Here is a 13,658-nt window from a genome sequence, read left to right as displayed (position 1 = left end):
CCAGCATAATGTTCAGCCCCTCAGAGACTGTTGAATACGCGGTTTTCCTGCTCCAGCACACGAATAAACGTGGTGCGCTTGGTCAGTTCTTTCAGACGAGAGGCACCGACATAGGTACAGGCAGAACGCAGGCCGCCCAGGATGTCGCGCGCGGTGTTTTCTACCGGCCCACGCAGAGGCAGTTTAACCGTTTTGCCTTCTGCAGCACGATACTGCGCTACACCGCCAACGTGACGATTCATGGCGGACTCAGAGCTCATACCGTAAAAGAGCATGAATTTTTCACCGTTCTGCTCAACGACCGTACCGCCGCTTTCGTCATGACCGGCCAGCATTCCGCCCAGCATGACAAAATCTGCGCCGCCACCGAAGGCCTTGGCCACATCGCCTGGTACAGTGCAGCCACCATCGCTGATGATCTGGCCGCCGAGGCCGTGTGCAGCATCCGCACATTCGATTACCGCAGAAAGCTGCGGATAACCCACACCGGTTTTTACGCGTGTGGTGCAGACAGACCCCGGACCAATACCGACTTTAACGATATCGGCACCCGCGAGGATCAGTTCTTCGCACATTTCACCGGTGACGACGTTACCGGCGATAATCGCTTTATCAGGCCAGGCGGCACGTGCTTTAGCAACGAACTGCACGAAATGCTCTGAATAGCCGTTCGCAACGTCAATACAGATAAACTTTAAGGACGCAGAAAGCGCGAGGATTTCCTTGGTTTTTTCAAAATCAGCGTCGGAAGTGCCCGTAGATACCATGACGTGCTTCAGCACATCCGGAGAAACGGCCTCAATAAACCCTGCCCAGTCCTGAACGCTGTAATGTTTATGCACCGCCGTCAGGATATCGAAACCGGCCAGCGCCTGCGCCATTGCGAAAGTCCCGACGGTATCCATATTGGCAGCGATGATCGGAACACCGGACCATTGAACGCGGGAATGTTTAAAAGTGAACTGGCGCTCAAGTTCAACGTCAGAGCGGCTTTTGAGAGTGGAGCGTTTCGGGCGGATAAGAACGTCTTTAAAACCTAACTTCAAATCTTCTTCAATACGCATGTGCGATTCCTGGTTAATGGCGATGAGCACAGAACATGTGCGGCGGGACAACAGCCAACTCCAGTGACGTTATCATACGCACTAATAATGGCGCCGCAAGACTGCGAAAGCGCGCTTTTTTACGCTACAATCCTATAAATTTACCTTGCGCACGAGGTCGATAAGCGAGCCCGCTAGTGACGTTAATTCGTTCTGCGCAACTATTTGAATAGACTGTTTTTTATATTATCACGCATACTTCAACACTTTGGGATGACGGCTTTATGGTTTATACGGTAGCACTGACGGGCGGTATCGGAAGCGGCAAAAGTACAGTCGCTGACGCCTTTGCCCGTCTCGGTGTTACCGTTGTTGATGCCGACATCATCGCACGCCAGGTGGTGGCGCCTGGTACGCCCGGATTACAGGCCATTATTGCGCGTTTCGGCTCGACCATTTGTCACGCCGACGGCACGCTTAATCGCCGCGCACTTCGCGAAATCATCTTCTCAAGCCCGCAGGAAAAAGCCTGGCTGAATGGCCTCCTGCACCCGCTTATTCATCAACAGACGCAGACTGAAATAGCACGCGCCACGTCGGCCTATGTGCTGTGGGTCGTTCCGCTGCTGATTGAAAACCAATTACACAGCAAAGCTAACCGTGTGCTGGTGGTGGATGTCACCCCCGAAACACAGATACAGCGCACTATGCAGCGCGATGGGGTTTCTCGCGAGCATGCTGAGCTTATCCTCAACGCACAGGCCACACGTGAAGCCCGGTTAGCGGTCGCTGATGACGTCATAGATAATAACGGCTCGCCGGAAACGATAGAGGCTGATGTGGCGCGCCTGCATCAGCGCTATCTGCAACTGGCGGCGCAGGCCGTACCACAGGAAAATAAGTAATGCAGACTCACGTTCTTTTTGAACATCCCCTGAATGAAAAAATGCGCACCTGGCTGCGTATCGAATTTCTCATCCAGCAAATGAAAGCGCTGCTGCCTGTCAGCGATCATGCCTCTGCGCTGCACTTCTTTCGCAACGTCGGCGATTTGCTGGACGTCTTTGAGCGTGGTGATACCCGCACTGAGCTCTTAAAAGAGCTGGAACGTCAGCAGCGTAAACTGCAAAGCTGGGCAGAAGTGCCGGGGGTGGATAACGAGCGCATTGAGTCACTGCGCCACGAACTGAAAGCACGCAGCAGTATGCTGATGGCCGCCCCCCGCCTCGGGCAAACATTGCGTGAAGATCGTCTTATCGCTCTGGTGCGCCAGCGACTGAGCATTCCGGGCGGCTGTTGCAGCTTCGATTTACCACTGCTGCACGTCTGGCTCTGCTCGCCGCAGGAAGAACGTGACGTTCAGGTCAATAGCTGGCTGGCCACGCTACAACCGCTGACGTATACACTGGATATGATCCTCGATCTTATTCGCCAGTCAGCGCCGTTTCGCAAACAAACCAGCCTGAACGGTTTTTATCAGGATAACGGCGATGATGCCGACCTGCTGCGCCTGCAACTTCCGCTTCAGGAAGCGCTTTACCCACAGATTTCCGGCCACAAAAGCCGTTTCGCGATCCGCTTTATGCCGCTCGACAGCGAGCATGGCCGCGTACCGGAACGGTTCGATTTTGAACTGGCCTGCTGTTAAGGAATTATGATGTCAGATGCTACTATTGTTAACTGCCCGACCTGCGGCAAAGAAGTCATCTGGGGCGAAAAGAGTCCGTTTCGTCCTTTCTGTTCAAAACGCTGCCAGCTTATCGATCTGGGTGAATGGGCCGCTGAAGAGAAACGTATTCCCAGCAGCGGCGATCGCTCCGACACCGACGGCTGGAGCGAAGAAGAAAACCAGCCTTAAGACTGCGCGCGAAGCTTAGCAATCACAGGCTCGTTGGCGGGCGGAAATGCCTGCGCATCCAGAGCCTGTTGATGCACCCAATGCCCCGGTTGCCCCTCTTTGCCCCACGGCTCTCCTTCCCAGCTTTCTACCAGGTAAAACCACAGGCTGATGTGGCGGTCCGGGAATTCATAATCCAGCGTTTCAAACAGCGTGGCGGAAGTTACGGTTATGCCGGTCTCTTCCTGAAGCTCGCGGCGAAGCGCCGCTTCAGGCGTTTCGCCCGCTTCAATTTTACCGCCAGGGAATTCCCATTTATTCGCCATATGCGCATCGGCGGCACGTTGCGTAATAAAGATTTCGCCTTTTGCGTTACGCACGATACCTACCGCAATCTGTAATTTTTTCATGCATTTCTTCCTGTAAAAAAGGCGCAGATATCTGCGCCTTTTATGTCGGTTAACAACCGGTTAGCTTAAGCGGCCGTGGCACTGCTTATACTTTTTACCGGAGCCGCACGGGCAAGGATCGTTGCGGCCGACTTTACGCTCGCCGGTCTGCTCAGCGAGTGCTGCAGCGGCAGCGGTTTCGTCGTCCTGATGGCTGAGCTGCTGCATCTGCGCCAGGCGCTCCGCCTCTTCGCGGCGCTGCTGCTCCATCGCTTCCACTTCTTCCGGCATGCGCACCTGCACTTTGCTGATGGTGCTGATTACTTCATATTTCAGCGATTCCAGCATAGCCGCAAACATGGCAAACGATTCGCGCTTATATTCCTGCTTCGGATCTTTCTGTGCATAACCGCGCAGATGAATACCCTGACGCAGGTAGTCCATCGCCGCCAGGTGCTCTTTCCAGAGGGAGTCCAGGGTTTGCAGCATCACGCCTTTTTCGAAGTGACGCATCATCTCTGCGCCTACGACTTCCTCTTTACGCGCATACACTTCTTTCGCGCTTTCCAGAATACGTTCACGCAGCGTTTCTTCGTGCAGCTCTGGCTCTTTATCCAGCCACTGCGCAATCGGCAGTTCCAGATCGAAGTCGTTTTTCAGGCGCTCTTCCAGACCCGGAATATCCCACATCTCTTCCAGCGACTGTGGCGGGATATGGGCATCAATGGTCGCCTTGAAGACATCTTCACGGATGCTGTTGATGGTTTCGCTGATATCCGCCACATCCAGCAGTTCGTTACGCTGGGTGTAGATAGCGCGACGCTGGTCATTGGCCACGTCATCATATTCCAGCAGTTGCTTACGGATATCGAAGTTGCGGCTTTCCACTTTGCGCTGCGCGTTGGCGATGGCCTTGGTCACCCACGGGTGTTCAATCGCTTCGCCCGGCTTCATGCCCAGTTTACGCATCATGTTGGCGACGCGATCCGAGGCGAAAATACGCATCAGCGCATCTTCCATGGAGAGGTAGAAACGGGAAGAACCCGGATCGCCCTGACGGCCAGAACGGCCACGCAGCTGGTTATCGATACGACGCGATTCGTGGCGCTCGGTACCGATGATGTGCAGGCCACCTGAGGCCAGCACCGCGTCGTGGCGTTTCTGCCAGTCGGCTTTGATCTGCGCAATCTGTTCTTCACTCGGCGCTTCCAGCTCGGCGACTTCCGCCTGCCAGCTACCGCCCAGCATGATGTCGGTACCACGGCCTGCCATATTGGTGGCGATGGTAACCGCACCCGGGTAGCCCGCCTGCGCAACGATATCCGCTTCGCGGGCGTGGAATTTGGCGTTCAGGACGTTGTGTTCGATGCCTGCTTTGGTGAGCGCCTGAGAGATAACTTCAGATTTCTCAATAGAGATGGTCCCCACCAGAACCGGCTGGCCTTTGGCGGTGCGCTCTTTGATATCTTCAATGATTGCGTCGATTTTCTCGGCTTCGGTCATGTAGACCAGATCCGGCAGGTCTTTACGAATCATCGGACGGTTGGTCGGTACCACGACGGTATCGAGCTTATAGATAGAGCTGAATTCAAACGCTTCGGTATCTGCCGTACCGGTCATCCCCGCCAGTTTTTCATAGAGACGGAAATAGTTCTGGAAGGTGATAGAAGCCAGCGTCTGGTTTTCATTCTGGATCTCCACGCCCTCTTTGGCTTCCACCGCCTGATGCAGACCATCAGACCAGCGGCGACCCTGCATGGTACGACCGGTGTGTTCATCGACGATAATGACTTCGCCATCTTTAACGATGTAATCAACGTCGCGGGTAAAGAGCACGTGCGCGCGCAGCGCGGCAGTCACGTGGTGCATCAGCATGATGTTGCCCGGCGAGTAGAGCGATTCGCCTTCATCCATGATGCCTTCTTTCACCAGCAGCTCTTCGACTAACACCAGACCGCGCTCGGTCAGGTTAACCTGACGCGCTTTTTCGTCCACAGAGAAGTGGCCTTCGCCCTGGAACGTATCGGAGTCTTCTTTCTCCTGACGTACCAGATGCGGGATGATTTTGTTCACTTTCTTGTAAAGCTCGGAGCTGTCTTCGGCCGGGCCGGAGATAATCAGCGGTGTACGCGCTTCATCGATAAGAATGGAGTCAACTTCATCCACCAGCGCGTAGTGAAGCTTACGCTGCACGCGCTCTTCCGGGCTGAACGCCATGTTATCGCGCAGATAGTCGAAACCATATTCGTTGTTGGTGCCGTAGGTGATATCCGCAGCGTAGGCTTCGCGTTTTGCCGGTGCCGGCATGCCGGACATGTTAACCGCAACGCTCATGCCTAAAAATTCAAACAGCGGGCGGTTGTTTTCGGCGTCACGCTGCGCCAGATAGTCGTTGACGGTCACTACGTGAACGCCTTTGCCGGTCAGCGCGTTCAGATAAGCTGGCAGCGTCGCGGTCAGGGTTTTACCTTCACCGGTACGCATCTCCGCGATGCAGCGATCGTTAAGCACCATGCCGCCCAGCAGCTGAACGTCAAAGTGACGCATGCCGAAGACGCGCTTGCTTGCTTCACGCACCACCGCGAACGCTTCCGGCAGCAGGTTTTCCAGCGTTTCGCCTTTTTCCAGACGCGCGCGGAACTCTGCGGTTTTCGCTTTCAACTCTTCATCGGAGAGTTTCTCCAGCGCTGGTTCCATGCCGTTAATAAGCGCAACGACCTTACGCATACGACGTAAAGTACGATCGTTACGACTCCCAAATACCTTGGTTAACATTTTGATCAACATAATAAATTCTCTGAAGCCTCGCACAGGCAAAAAGTAAATGAATAAGAATGAAAATACTCAGGCGAGGAGACGAGGACCGGCGCGGATACCCTGTACCTGGCGAATCCAGGCAGAGACCGTAAAAGAAAGAGGAGGAAGCAAACGCGGTGCGGGCTGCACCTGCGCGGCGGCAGGCTGTAAATCCTGCGTTAGCATCGCGCTCAGGGTGTCCAGCAGCGCGAGATGCTGTGCATTTAGCGGCAGGCTTTCTTCCATCGCCATCGGCAGCGCCTGAGGCGCCATGGCGAAAGAGAGATGACGGATAACGGTGCGAATGGCGTGCTGCTGCCAGTAATCCACACCGAATGACGCAGAGCGACGCGAGGTTTCACTAATCAGCGCCAGTGAATCAAAACTGCGTAGCGTACCGGTATGGCTGGTGCTGGCCTCGGCAGGCGCGGCGGGTTCAGCGTTGTTATTAAGCGCAGGCAGGCCAAGACTGGCCGCGACCATCCCCAAAAGGAGATGCGGCCAGAAATAGCGTCTTCCAAACTGTCGCCAACGCGTGAATATACCAGGCACTGTAACCCACCGGATAACGCCGGCTTTTGCCCGCGTTATGTTGTCTGTTAATAAGGGGATAAATATTACCATCTTTCCCGCGAGGCGGCAGCAGTATCACTGCGATACCTTACGCAATCCGCACAAGAAACCAGCAGTTAATCATCAAGAGGGAGATGGTAAAGCAGGGTAAAAGGCGAAGAGAAAAATGGCTGTTTAAGAGCAATAAAAAACGACTGGTGAACACAGGCCGGAGAGAGTACCTGGTCTACCAGTCGTCTTTAGTCAGACTATGCTGTTACGCCAGCACCAGCGACGGCGCTTTGAAAGCCAGAGGCAGTTCAGCCTCGTCTTCATAGGTGACATATTCCCAGGCTTCTTGTTTCGCAAGAACCGCCTGCAGCAATTTGTTGTTCAGCGCATGACCAGACTTATAGGCGGTAAACGCGCCGATAATGTTGTGGCCACACATGAACAGGTCACCAATCGCATCCAGCATTTTGTGACGAACAAATTCGTCTTCAAAACGCAGGCCGTCTTCGTTCAGTACGCGATAATCGTCAACAACGATGGCACAATCGAAGCTGCCGCCCAGGCACAAACCACGGGACTGCAGATATTCGATATCACGCATGAAACCGAAAGTACGAGCGCGGCTAATCTGGCGCATAAACGCGTCTGCAGAGAAATTCATGCAGTAGCGCTGGTTGCTCGCATCAATCGCCGGGTGGTTGAAGTCGATGGTAAAGTCCAGCGAAAAACCGTTGTACGGTTTAAATTCCGCCCACTTATCGCCATCTTCAACACGCACGGTTTCTTTAATGCGCACGAATTTCTTCGCCACATTCAGCTCATCAATACCTGCGTCAACGAGCAGGTAAACGAACGGTGCAGCACTGCCATCCATAATCGGGATTTCAGGCGCATCCACTTCGACGATGATGTTGTCGATACCGAGGCCAGCCAGCGCGGCGTTCAGGTGCTCAACGGTAGAAATCCGCACATCATGCTCATTCACCAGGCACGTACAGAGCATGGTATCACGCACAGATTTGGCATCGGCCGGGAAGTCTACCGGAGGATTCAAGTCGGTGCGACGATAGATGACCCCGGTATTTGCCGGCGCAGGGCGCAGCGTCAGGGTGACTTTTTTGCCGGTATGTAAACCGACGCCAGTCGCCTGAACGATACGTTTAAGAGTCCTTTGTTTGATCATCGTATAATCTCGCCAAATAATTCACCTTACCGATAGTGTACATCACAACCGGTGGGCCATTTTAGCACAAAGAGCGAATATGCCCAACTTCCGGCTTATTCTTAATCAGCCTGCTTACGCAGAAACGCCGGAATATCCAGATAATCTGGCTCTTTTGCCGTCTGCGGCGTCGGGTCGTTAACCACTTTAGAAGCCGGTTTCTGCTCCTGGGTCAGCGGCGCCATACCGTGTTGCTGATAACGATCCATTGCAGGCTGCTGCGTCTGCTTATTGGTCACCAGCGTGATTTCAGGACGCTTATCCATGCCGATACCGGTCGCAACCACAGTCACGCGCAGTTCGTCGTTCATATCCGGGTCGAGAGACGTACCGATAACCACAGTCGCGTTATCTGATGCGAAGGCACGGATGGTGTTACCCACGGTTTCGAACTCATCAAGACGCAGGTCAAAGCCCGCCGTGATGTTGACCAGAACGCCGCGCGCGCCGGACAGATCGATATCTTCCAGCAGCGGGCTGGAGATCGCCATTTCGGCCGCTTCTTCTGCACGGTCTTCGCCGCTTGCCACACCCGAGCCCATCATGGCGTAGCCCATTTCAGACATCACGGTACGCACGTCCGCGAAGTCGACGTTCATCAGACCCGGACGCGTAATCAGCTCGGCGATACCCTGCACCGCGCCTTTCAGCACGTCGTTCGCAGCACCAAACGCGTCCAGCAGAGAGATCCCACGACCCAGCACTTTCAGCAGCTTGTCGTTAGGAATGGTGATCAGGGAGTCGACATGACGGGAGAGCTCGGCAATACCCTGCTCGGCAAAAGCCATACGCTTCTTGCCTTCAAAGTTAAACGGCTTGGTCACGACAGCCACGGTCAGAATGCCGAGGTCTTTCGCCACTTCAGCGACAACCGGCGCAGCACCGGTGCCCGTACCGCCGCCCATACCGGCTGCGATAAACACCATGTCAGCGCCATCTAACGCGGCACGCAGCGCTTCGCGGTCTTCTTCCGCAGCGTTACGACCGACTTCCGGGTTTGCGCCCGCACCCAGACCTTTAGTGATGCCGCTACCAATCTGGATGGTCTGGCCGACTGCGGTTTTACGCAGTGCCTGGGCATCGGTGTTGACTGCGAAGAACTCAACACCTTCGATGCGCTCGCGCACCATATGTTCTACGGCATTACCGCCGCCGCCACCGACGCCGATGACTTTAATCACCGCGTCGTTGGTCAGTTCCATAGGTTCAAACATAATGTCTCTCCGTTTTGTGCCTTTCGCCTGAGACCGATAATTTTGTCTGGTCTCTGAAAAAAATTAAAACTCTTTTCGCAGCCAGCTGTTGATCCGTTTGATCCACGAGCCGACTGAAGTCCGTTTTTCCACTTCCGCCTCACCGCTTAAATGCGATTCTTTACCATAGTGAAGTAAACCCACCGCCGTGGAGTAGTAAGGCTCCTGGGCGTAATCGGTAAGGCCAGTAATATTTAAGGGTTGTCCGATACGCACCTGCGTATGGAACACCCGCTGCGCACACGCCGCCAGACCTTCAATTTGCGCCGCGCCGCCGGTTAATACAATCCCCGCCGCAAGATGATGTTTCACGCCTTGCTGGCGAAGCTGCTCCTGCAATTGCAAAATTTCTTCGTTGACCAGATTAAGCAGCTCGGTATAACGCGGTTCAATCACTTCTGCCAGCGTCTGGCGCTGCAGGCTGCGCGGCGGACGACCGCCCACGCTCGGCACTTCAACGCTCTCGTCTTTACCGACCAGCGACCCGAGCGCGCAGCCATGGCGCACTTTAATCGCCTCGGCATCGCTCGGCGGTGTGCCGAAAGCATATGCGATATCGCTGGTCACCACGTTACCGGCATACGGAATCACTTTAGTATGACGCAGCGCACCGCCGGTGTAGACCGCGATATCCATTGTACCACCGCCGATATCCACCACGCAGACGCCCAGCTCACGCTCATCTTCCGTTAAGACGGAGTAGCTTGAGGCCAGGCCCGCGAAAATAAGTTGGTCAACTTTCAGGCCGCAACGTTCCACTGCCTTGACGATGTTTTTCGCCATGTCATTGTGGCAGGTGATTAAATGTACTTTCGCCTGCATGCGAACGCCGGATAAGCCAACCGGGTTTTTAATCCCTTCCTGGTAATCAATAGCGTATTCCTGAGGAATCACATGCAATACGCGATGTTCATCGCGTACGCGTACTGATTTTGCGGTATGGACAACATTTTCAACATCTTCCTGCGTCACTTCCTCTTCGGAGATCGGCACCATGCCGATTTCGTTCTGGCAGCTAATATGCTTGCCGGAAAGCGCCAGATAGACGGAAGATATCTGGCAATCCGCCATCAGTTCGGCCTGATCTATCGCGCGCTGAACGCACTTCACCACCGATTCCAGATCGTTAACGCCGCCTTTGTCCATCCCGCGGGACGGACAGCTTCCCACGCCAATGATATTGATCATACCGTCGGGCAGAACTTCCCCTACCAAAGCGGCGACCTTCGCAGTGCCAATCTCCAGTCCAACTACCAGTTTTCTGTCCGTCGCCTTAATCATTGTTGCTCTGCCTGTGCCTGATTCTGTTGCTGATTAGTTTCCTCAGTGGGGGCCGGCTCCCAGCCGACCGCCGCGCCGGAGTCGTAGCGTAAATCGACATAGCTTATCTGCTTATGGTCAGTTTGCGCTTGCTGTTGCAGAACCGGGTACAGCTCTACAAAGCGTTCCAGGCGTTTCATTGTGTCATCCCGGCCAAGATTGAGCTTGATATTATTGCTCAACGTCACCTGCCAGGAGCGACGCGCGGTCATCGCCGCTTCCTTCAGTGTAAATTTATCTTTCGCCAGCACCTGGCCCATGGCGCGAAAACCTTGCAGCACTTCGTTCTCACTACCTTCAGGGCCATAGAGCAGCGGTAAGGTCTGCTTACTGGCGCGATCGGACGGCACGCTGAAGGACGTTCCGTCGGTGTCGATCATGTGCTGGTCATTCCAGCGTGCTATCGGCACATATTCAACCAGATGAATCTTCAATTCGTCCGGCCATTGCTTTCTTACGCTTGCCTGCTTGATCCACGGCAAACGTTCTATCTGATTCTGGATGATATTCACGTCCTGCGTCATAAACGTGCCTGGCGCGCCCAGCGCCAGGATGGACTGGCGAATATCATCATTGCGGGTGTAATGGCGCTCGCCCGTTACCACCAGCTTTGAAAGCGGCAGGCGCTGGGCGTCTTCCATCCACCCCAGCACCATCCAGCCGCCGAATATCACGGTTAACACGACCGCCAGCAGAAAGACGATACCTGCGAGACGGGTCCCATTATTACGGCGCGAAACCGTATTTTCTTCAGGACGATTTTTCGTGTTCAGCGCAGCCTGCGACATATCAGTTCGCCAGCTCCAGAATACGCACCACCAGTTGCGAGAAGCTCATCCCCGCCTGACGCGCCGCCATTGGCACCAGACTATGGCTGGTCATGCCAGGCGCGGTGTTTACCTCAAGCAGATAAAACTCACCGTCGCTGTCCTGCATCACGTCCACGCGGCCCCAGCCCCGGCAGCCCAGCACACGCCAGGCGTTCATCACCAGCGCCTGTAACGCCTGCTCGCGTTCGGCATCAATGCCCGCCGGACAAAAATATTGCGTCTCGTCCGAGAGATACTTCGCCTCGTAGTCGTAAAACACGCCAGCAGGCTGAATGCGGATCGAAGGCAGAATTTCATCGCCGAGGATGGCGACCGTAAATTCCGGGCCGCTCAGCCATTTCTCCACCAGCACTTCGCTGTCGTGTTCAAACGCCAGTTCGAGCGCGGGCAGTAACGCTTCTGCGCTGTCCACTTTCGACATGCCGACGCTTGAGCCTTCACGGCTCGGCTTTACGATAACCGGCAGGCCCAGCGCCGCGATACGCGCGCTTAATGCCTCGCTAAGGCCACCGGTGATATCCCGACGCTCCAGGGCCACCCACGGCGCTACCGGTAAACCCGCGCCCTGCCAGAGCAGTTTGGTGCGCAATTTATCCATGGTGATGGCCGACGCCATCACGCCGCTGCCGGTATAAGGCAGGCCGAGATACTCCAGCATCCCCTGCAGCGTACCGTCTTCACCGCCGCGACCATGCAGCGCGATAAAGACTTTATCGAAACCTTCTTCTTTCAGCGTCGTCACGCACACATCGCGCGGATCGACAGCGTACGCGTCAACGCCCGCCTCTTTCAGGCCCGCAAGCACCGCGCTGCCGGATTGCAGGGAAACGTCACGTTCCGCCGAGTGACCGCCCAGCAGTACAGCGATTTTTTCAGCCATGCGCGTTCTCCTCGGGTTGCAGCTTCGCTTCCGCCAGCTGGCGCGCGATTTTACCGATATTGCCCGCGCCCTGAACCAGAATCAAATCGTTGCCCGACAGTACCGGTGCCAGCATCGCGGCGACCTGCGCCGGATCGGAGACCAGAATCGGGTCCACTTTGCCGCGCGCACGGATAGTACGGCACAGCGAACGGCTGTCGGCGCCCGGAATCGGCGCTTCGCCCGCCGGATAGACATCCAGCATCAGCAGCACATCCACCTGCGACAGAACATTAGCGAAATCGTCATAGAGATCGCGCGTGCGGGTATAACGGTGCGGCTGGAAAATCATCACCAGATTTTTCTCCGGCCAGCCTGCACGGGCGGCGCGCACGGTCGCATCCACTTCTGTCGGATGATGGCCGTAGTCATCGACCAGCATCGCCGTGCCGGATTTACCGTTGACGTTTGCCAGCGGGAACTCGCCCAGGAAGTCAAAACGACGTCCGGTGCCCTGGAAGCTTTCCAGCGCGCGCAGAATGGCATCGTCTTCAATCCCCTCTTCCGTCGCTACGGACACCGCCGCCGCCGCGTTCAGCGCGTTATGGCGGCCTGGCGCGTTCAGCGTTACGTGCAGTTCCGGCTTGTCCTGACGCACCAGCGTGAAGTGCCCCTGCGCGCCGGTCTGGCGATAATTTTCCACACGTACATCGGCATCTTCGCTGAAACCATAAGTGGTAATTTGACGCCCGACGCGCGGCAGCAGCTCGCGGATCACCGGGTCATCAACACACATCACCGCACGGCCATAAAACGGCAGGTTATGCAGGAAGTTAATAAACGTCTGTTTCAGGTTCTCAAAGTCGCCATGATAGGTGTCCATATGGTCGGCTTCGATATTGGTCACAATCGCGACCATCGGCTGCAAATGCAGGAATGACGCGTCACTCTCGTCAGCTTCGGCAATCAGATAACGGCTGTTGCCGAGGCGCGCGTGCGTCCCCGCCGCTTTCACCAGACCGCCGTTAACGAACGTCGGGTCGAGGCCCGCTTCGGCATAAATACTCGATACCATCGCAGTGGTCGTCGTTTTGCCATGCGTACCGGCAACCGCGATACCGTGACGAAAACGCATCAGCTCCGCCAGCATCTCGGCGCGGCGGATAACCGGAATACGCGCCTCATGCGCCGCCACGATCTCCGGGTTATCCGCAGAGATAGCGCTCGACACCACCACCACGCTCGCGTCGAGCACGTTTTCCGGGCGATGGTTGAAATAAATGGTGGCGCCCAGCGCCGTCAACTGCTGCGTGACAGCGTTCGGCGCCAGATCGGACCCGCTGATCTGGTAGCCTTCATTCGCCAGCACTTCCGCAATGCCGCCCATGCCGGCGCCGCCGATGCCAACGAAGTGAATGTGCCGGACGCGACGCATCTCGGGCACGATAGAACGCAGTTTCGCCAGTTGTTGTGTATTCATTCTTTAAAAGCCTTTGGCAAACGCCATAACATCATCAATCACGCGGAACAAACATTATCCGCAAT

The 13,658-nt window shown here is 55.5% G+C and carries 13 protein-coding genes; 3 read left to right on the top strand and 10 right to left on the bottom strand.

Going from position 1 to position 13,658, the window contains the following annotated elements; translation table 11 throughout:
- Positions 1 to 20: 20 nt before the first annotated feature.
- Positions 21 to 1,064 (bottom strand): GMP reductase, encoded by a 1,044-nt coding sequence (locus ACUW6V_RS13490; RefSeq protein WP_007892866.1) that lies wholly within the window; start codon positions 1,062 to 1,064, stop codon positions 21 to 23.
- Between the two features lie 263 nt (positions 1,065 to 1,327).
- On the opposite strand from ACUW6V_RS13490, the gene coaE reads away from it, so the two are divergent.
- Genes coaE through yacG form a run of 3 tightly spaced genes read left to right on the top strand, consistent with a single transcriptional unit; the run spans position 1,328 to position 2,901 of the window.
- Positions 1,328 to 1,948 carry a dephospho-CoA kinase gene (coaE, locus tag ACUW6V_RS13485; RefSeq protein ID WP_105578382.1) on the top strand — a complete coding sequence of 207 codons (621 nt, stop codon included), beginning with the start codon at positions 1,328 to 1,330 and terminating at the stop codon, positions 1,946 to 1,948.
- Entirely contained in the window at positions 1,948 to 2,691 is a 744-nt protein-coding gene (gene zapD, locus ACUW6V_RS13480; RefSeq protein WP_004388387.1) for a cell division protein ZapD, read from the top strand. Before coaE ends, zapD begins: the two co-directional genes overlap by 1 nt.
- A gap of 9 nt (positions 2,692 to 2,700) precedes the next feature.
- The gene (yacG, locus tag ACUW6V_RS13475) at positions 2,701 to 2,901 is read left to right on the top strand and encodes a DNA gyrase inhibitor YacG (protein WP_007864373.1); all 201 of its coding nucleotides are present in this window, start codon (positions 2,701 to 2,703) and stop codon (positions 2,899 to 2,901) included.
- Here the strand turns inward: yacG and mutT are convergent.
- The 9 genes from mutT to murC form a co-directional block, all read right to left on the bottom strand.
- Positions 2,898 to 3,290, bottom strand: a complete 393-nt coding sequence (gene mutT / locus ACUW6V_RS13470) for an 8-oxo-dGTP diphosphatase MutT (protein ID WP_012125760.1) — start codon at positions 3,288 to 3,290, stop codon at positions 2,898 to 2,900. The genes yacG and mutT overlap by 4 nt on opposite strands.
- Positions 3,291 to 3,350: 60 nt before the next feature.
- Positions 3,351 to 6,056 carry a preprotein translocase subunit SecA gene (gene secA / locus ACUW6V_RS13465; protein WP_012125761.1) on the bottom strand — a complete coding sequence of 902 codons (2,706 nt, stop codon included), beginning with the start codon at positions 6,054 to 6,056 and terminating at the stop codon, positions 3,351 to 3,353.
- Between the two features lie 57 nt (positions 6,057 to 6,113).
- Positions 6,114 to 6,617: a secA translation cis-regulator SecM gene (gene secM / locus ACUW6V_RS13460; RefSeq protein WP_071601446.1), complete on the bottom strand. Its 504-nt coding sequence runs from the start codon at positions 6,615 to 6,617 to the stop codon at positions 6,114 to 6,116.
- Positions 6,618 to 6,894: 277 nt separating this feature from the next.
- On the bottom strand, positions 6,895 to 7,812 hold the full coding sequence (gene lpxC, locus ACUW6V_RS13455) for a UDP-3-O-acyl-N-acetylglucosamine deacetylase (RefSeq protein ID WP_004388392.1): 918 nt from the start codon (positions 7,810 to 7,812) through the stop codon (positions 6,895 to 6,897).
- Positions 7,813 to 7,913: 101 nt separating this feature from the next.
- Positions 7,914 to 9,065 (bottom strand): cell division protein FtsZ, encoded by a 1,152-nt coding sequence (ftsZ, locus tag ACUW6V_RS13450; protein WP_004388393.1) that lies wholly within the window; start codon positions 9,063 to 9,065, stop codon positions 7,914 to 7,916.
- Between the two features lie 63 nt (positions 9,066 to 9,128).
- A complete protein-coding gene (gene ftsA / locus ACUW6V_RS13445) occupies positions 9,129 to 10,385 on the bottom strand; it encodes a cell division protein FtsA (RefSeq protein ID WP_004388394.1) in 1,257 nt (418 codons plus the stop codon).
- Positions 10,382 to 11,212 (bottom strand): cell division protein FtsQ, encoded by an 831-nt coding sequence (ftsQ, locus tag ACUW6V_RS13440; RefSeq protein WP_004388395.1) that lies wholly within the window; start codon positions 11,210 to 11,212, stop codon positions 10,382 to 10,384. Before ftsQ ends, ftsA begins: the two co-directional genes overlap by 4 nt.
- A 1-nt stretch (position 11,213) precedes the next feature.
- Positions 11,214 to 12,134, bottom strand: a complete 921-nt coding sequence (locus ACUW6V_RS13435; protein ID WP_097649879.1) for a D-alanine--D-alanine ligase — start codon at positions 12,132 to 12,134, stop codon at positions 11,214 to 11,216.
- On the bottom strand, positions 12,127 to 13,593 hold the full coding sequence (gene murC / locus ACUW6V_RS13430) for a UDP-N-acetylmuramate--L-alanine ligase (protein WP_007892894.1): 1,467 nt from the start codon (positions 13,591 to 13,593) through the stop codon (positions 12,127 to 12,129). Before murC ends, ACUW6V_RS13435 begins: the two co-directional genes overlap by 8 nt.
- Positions 13,594 to 13,658: the final 65 nt, after the last annotated feature.

It is taken from the genome of Cronobacter sp. 153480017-3 (genome assembly GCF_053627815.1).
Note: the sequence above shows the minus strand (reverse complement) of the source record. Positions and strands in the feature narration are given on the sequence as shown.

Coding starts and splice junctions, on each gene's coding strand:
- secA (WP_012125761.1), bottom strand. CDS start 6,056: ATGTTGATCAAAATGTTAACCAAGGTATTTGGGAGTCGTAACGATCGT.
- zapD (WP_004388387.1), top strand. CDS start 1,948: ATGCAGACTCACGTTCTTTTTGAACATCCCCTGAATGAAAAAATGCGC.
- ftsA (WP_004388394.1), bottom strand. CDS start 10,385: ATGATTAAGGCGACGGACAGAAAACTGGTAGTTGGACTGGAGATTGGC.
- yacG (WP_007864373.1), top strand. CDS start 2,701: ATGTCAGATGCTACTATTGTTAACTGCCCGACCTGCGGCAAAGAAGTC.
- ACUW6V_RS13490 (WP_007892866.1), bottom strand. CDS start 1,064: ATGCGTATTGAAGAAGATTTGAAGTTAGGTTTTAAAGACGTTCTTATC.
- ACUW6V_RS13435 (WP_097649879.1), bottom strand. CDS start 12,134: ATGGCTGAAAAAATCGCTGTACTGCTGGGCGGTCACTCGGCGGAACGT.
- mutT (WP_012125760.1), bottom strand. CDS start 3,290: ATGAAAAAATTACAGATTGCGGTAGGTATCGTGCGTAACGCAAAAGGC.
- lpxC (WP_004388392.1), bottom strand. CDS start 7,812: ATGATCAAACAAAGGACTCTTAAACGTATCGTTCAGGCGACTGGCGTC.
- ftsZ (WP_004388393.1), bottom strand. CDS start 9,065: ATGTTTGAACCTATGGAACTGACCAACGACGCGGTGATTAAAGTCATC.
- coaE (WP_105578382.1), top strand. CDS start 1,328: ATGGTTTATACGGTAGCACTGACGGGCGGTATCGGAAGCGGCAAAAGT.
- ftsQ (WP_004388395.1), bottom strand. CDS start 11,212: ATGTCGCAGGCTGCGCTGAACACGAAAAATCGTCCTGAAGAAAATACG.
- murC (WP_007892894.1), bottom strand. CDS start 13,593: ATGAATACACAACAACTGGCGAAACTGCGTTCTATCGTGCCCGAGATG.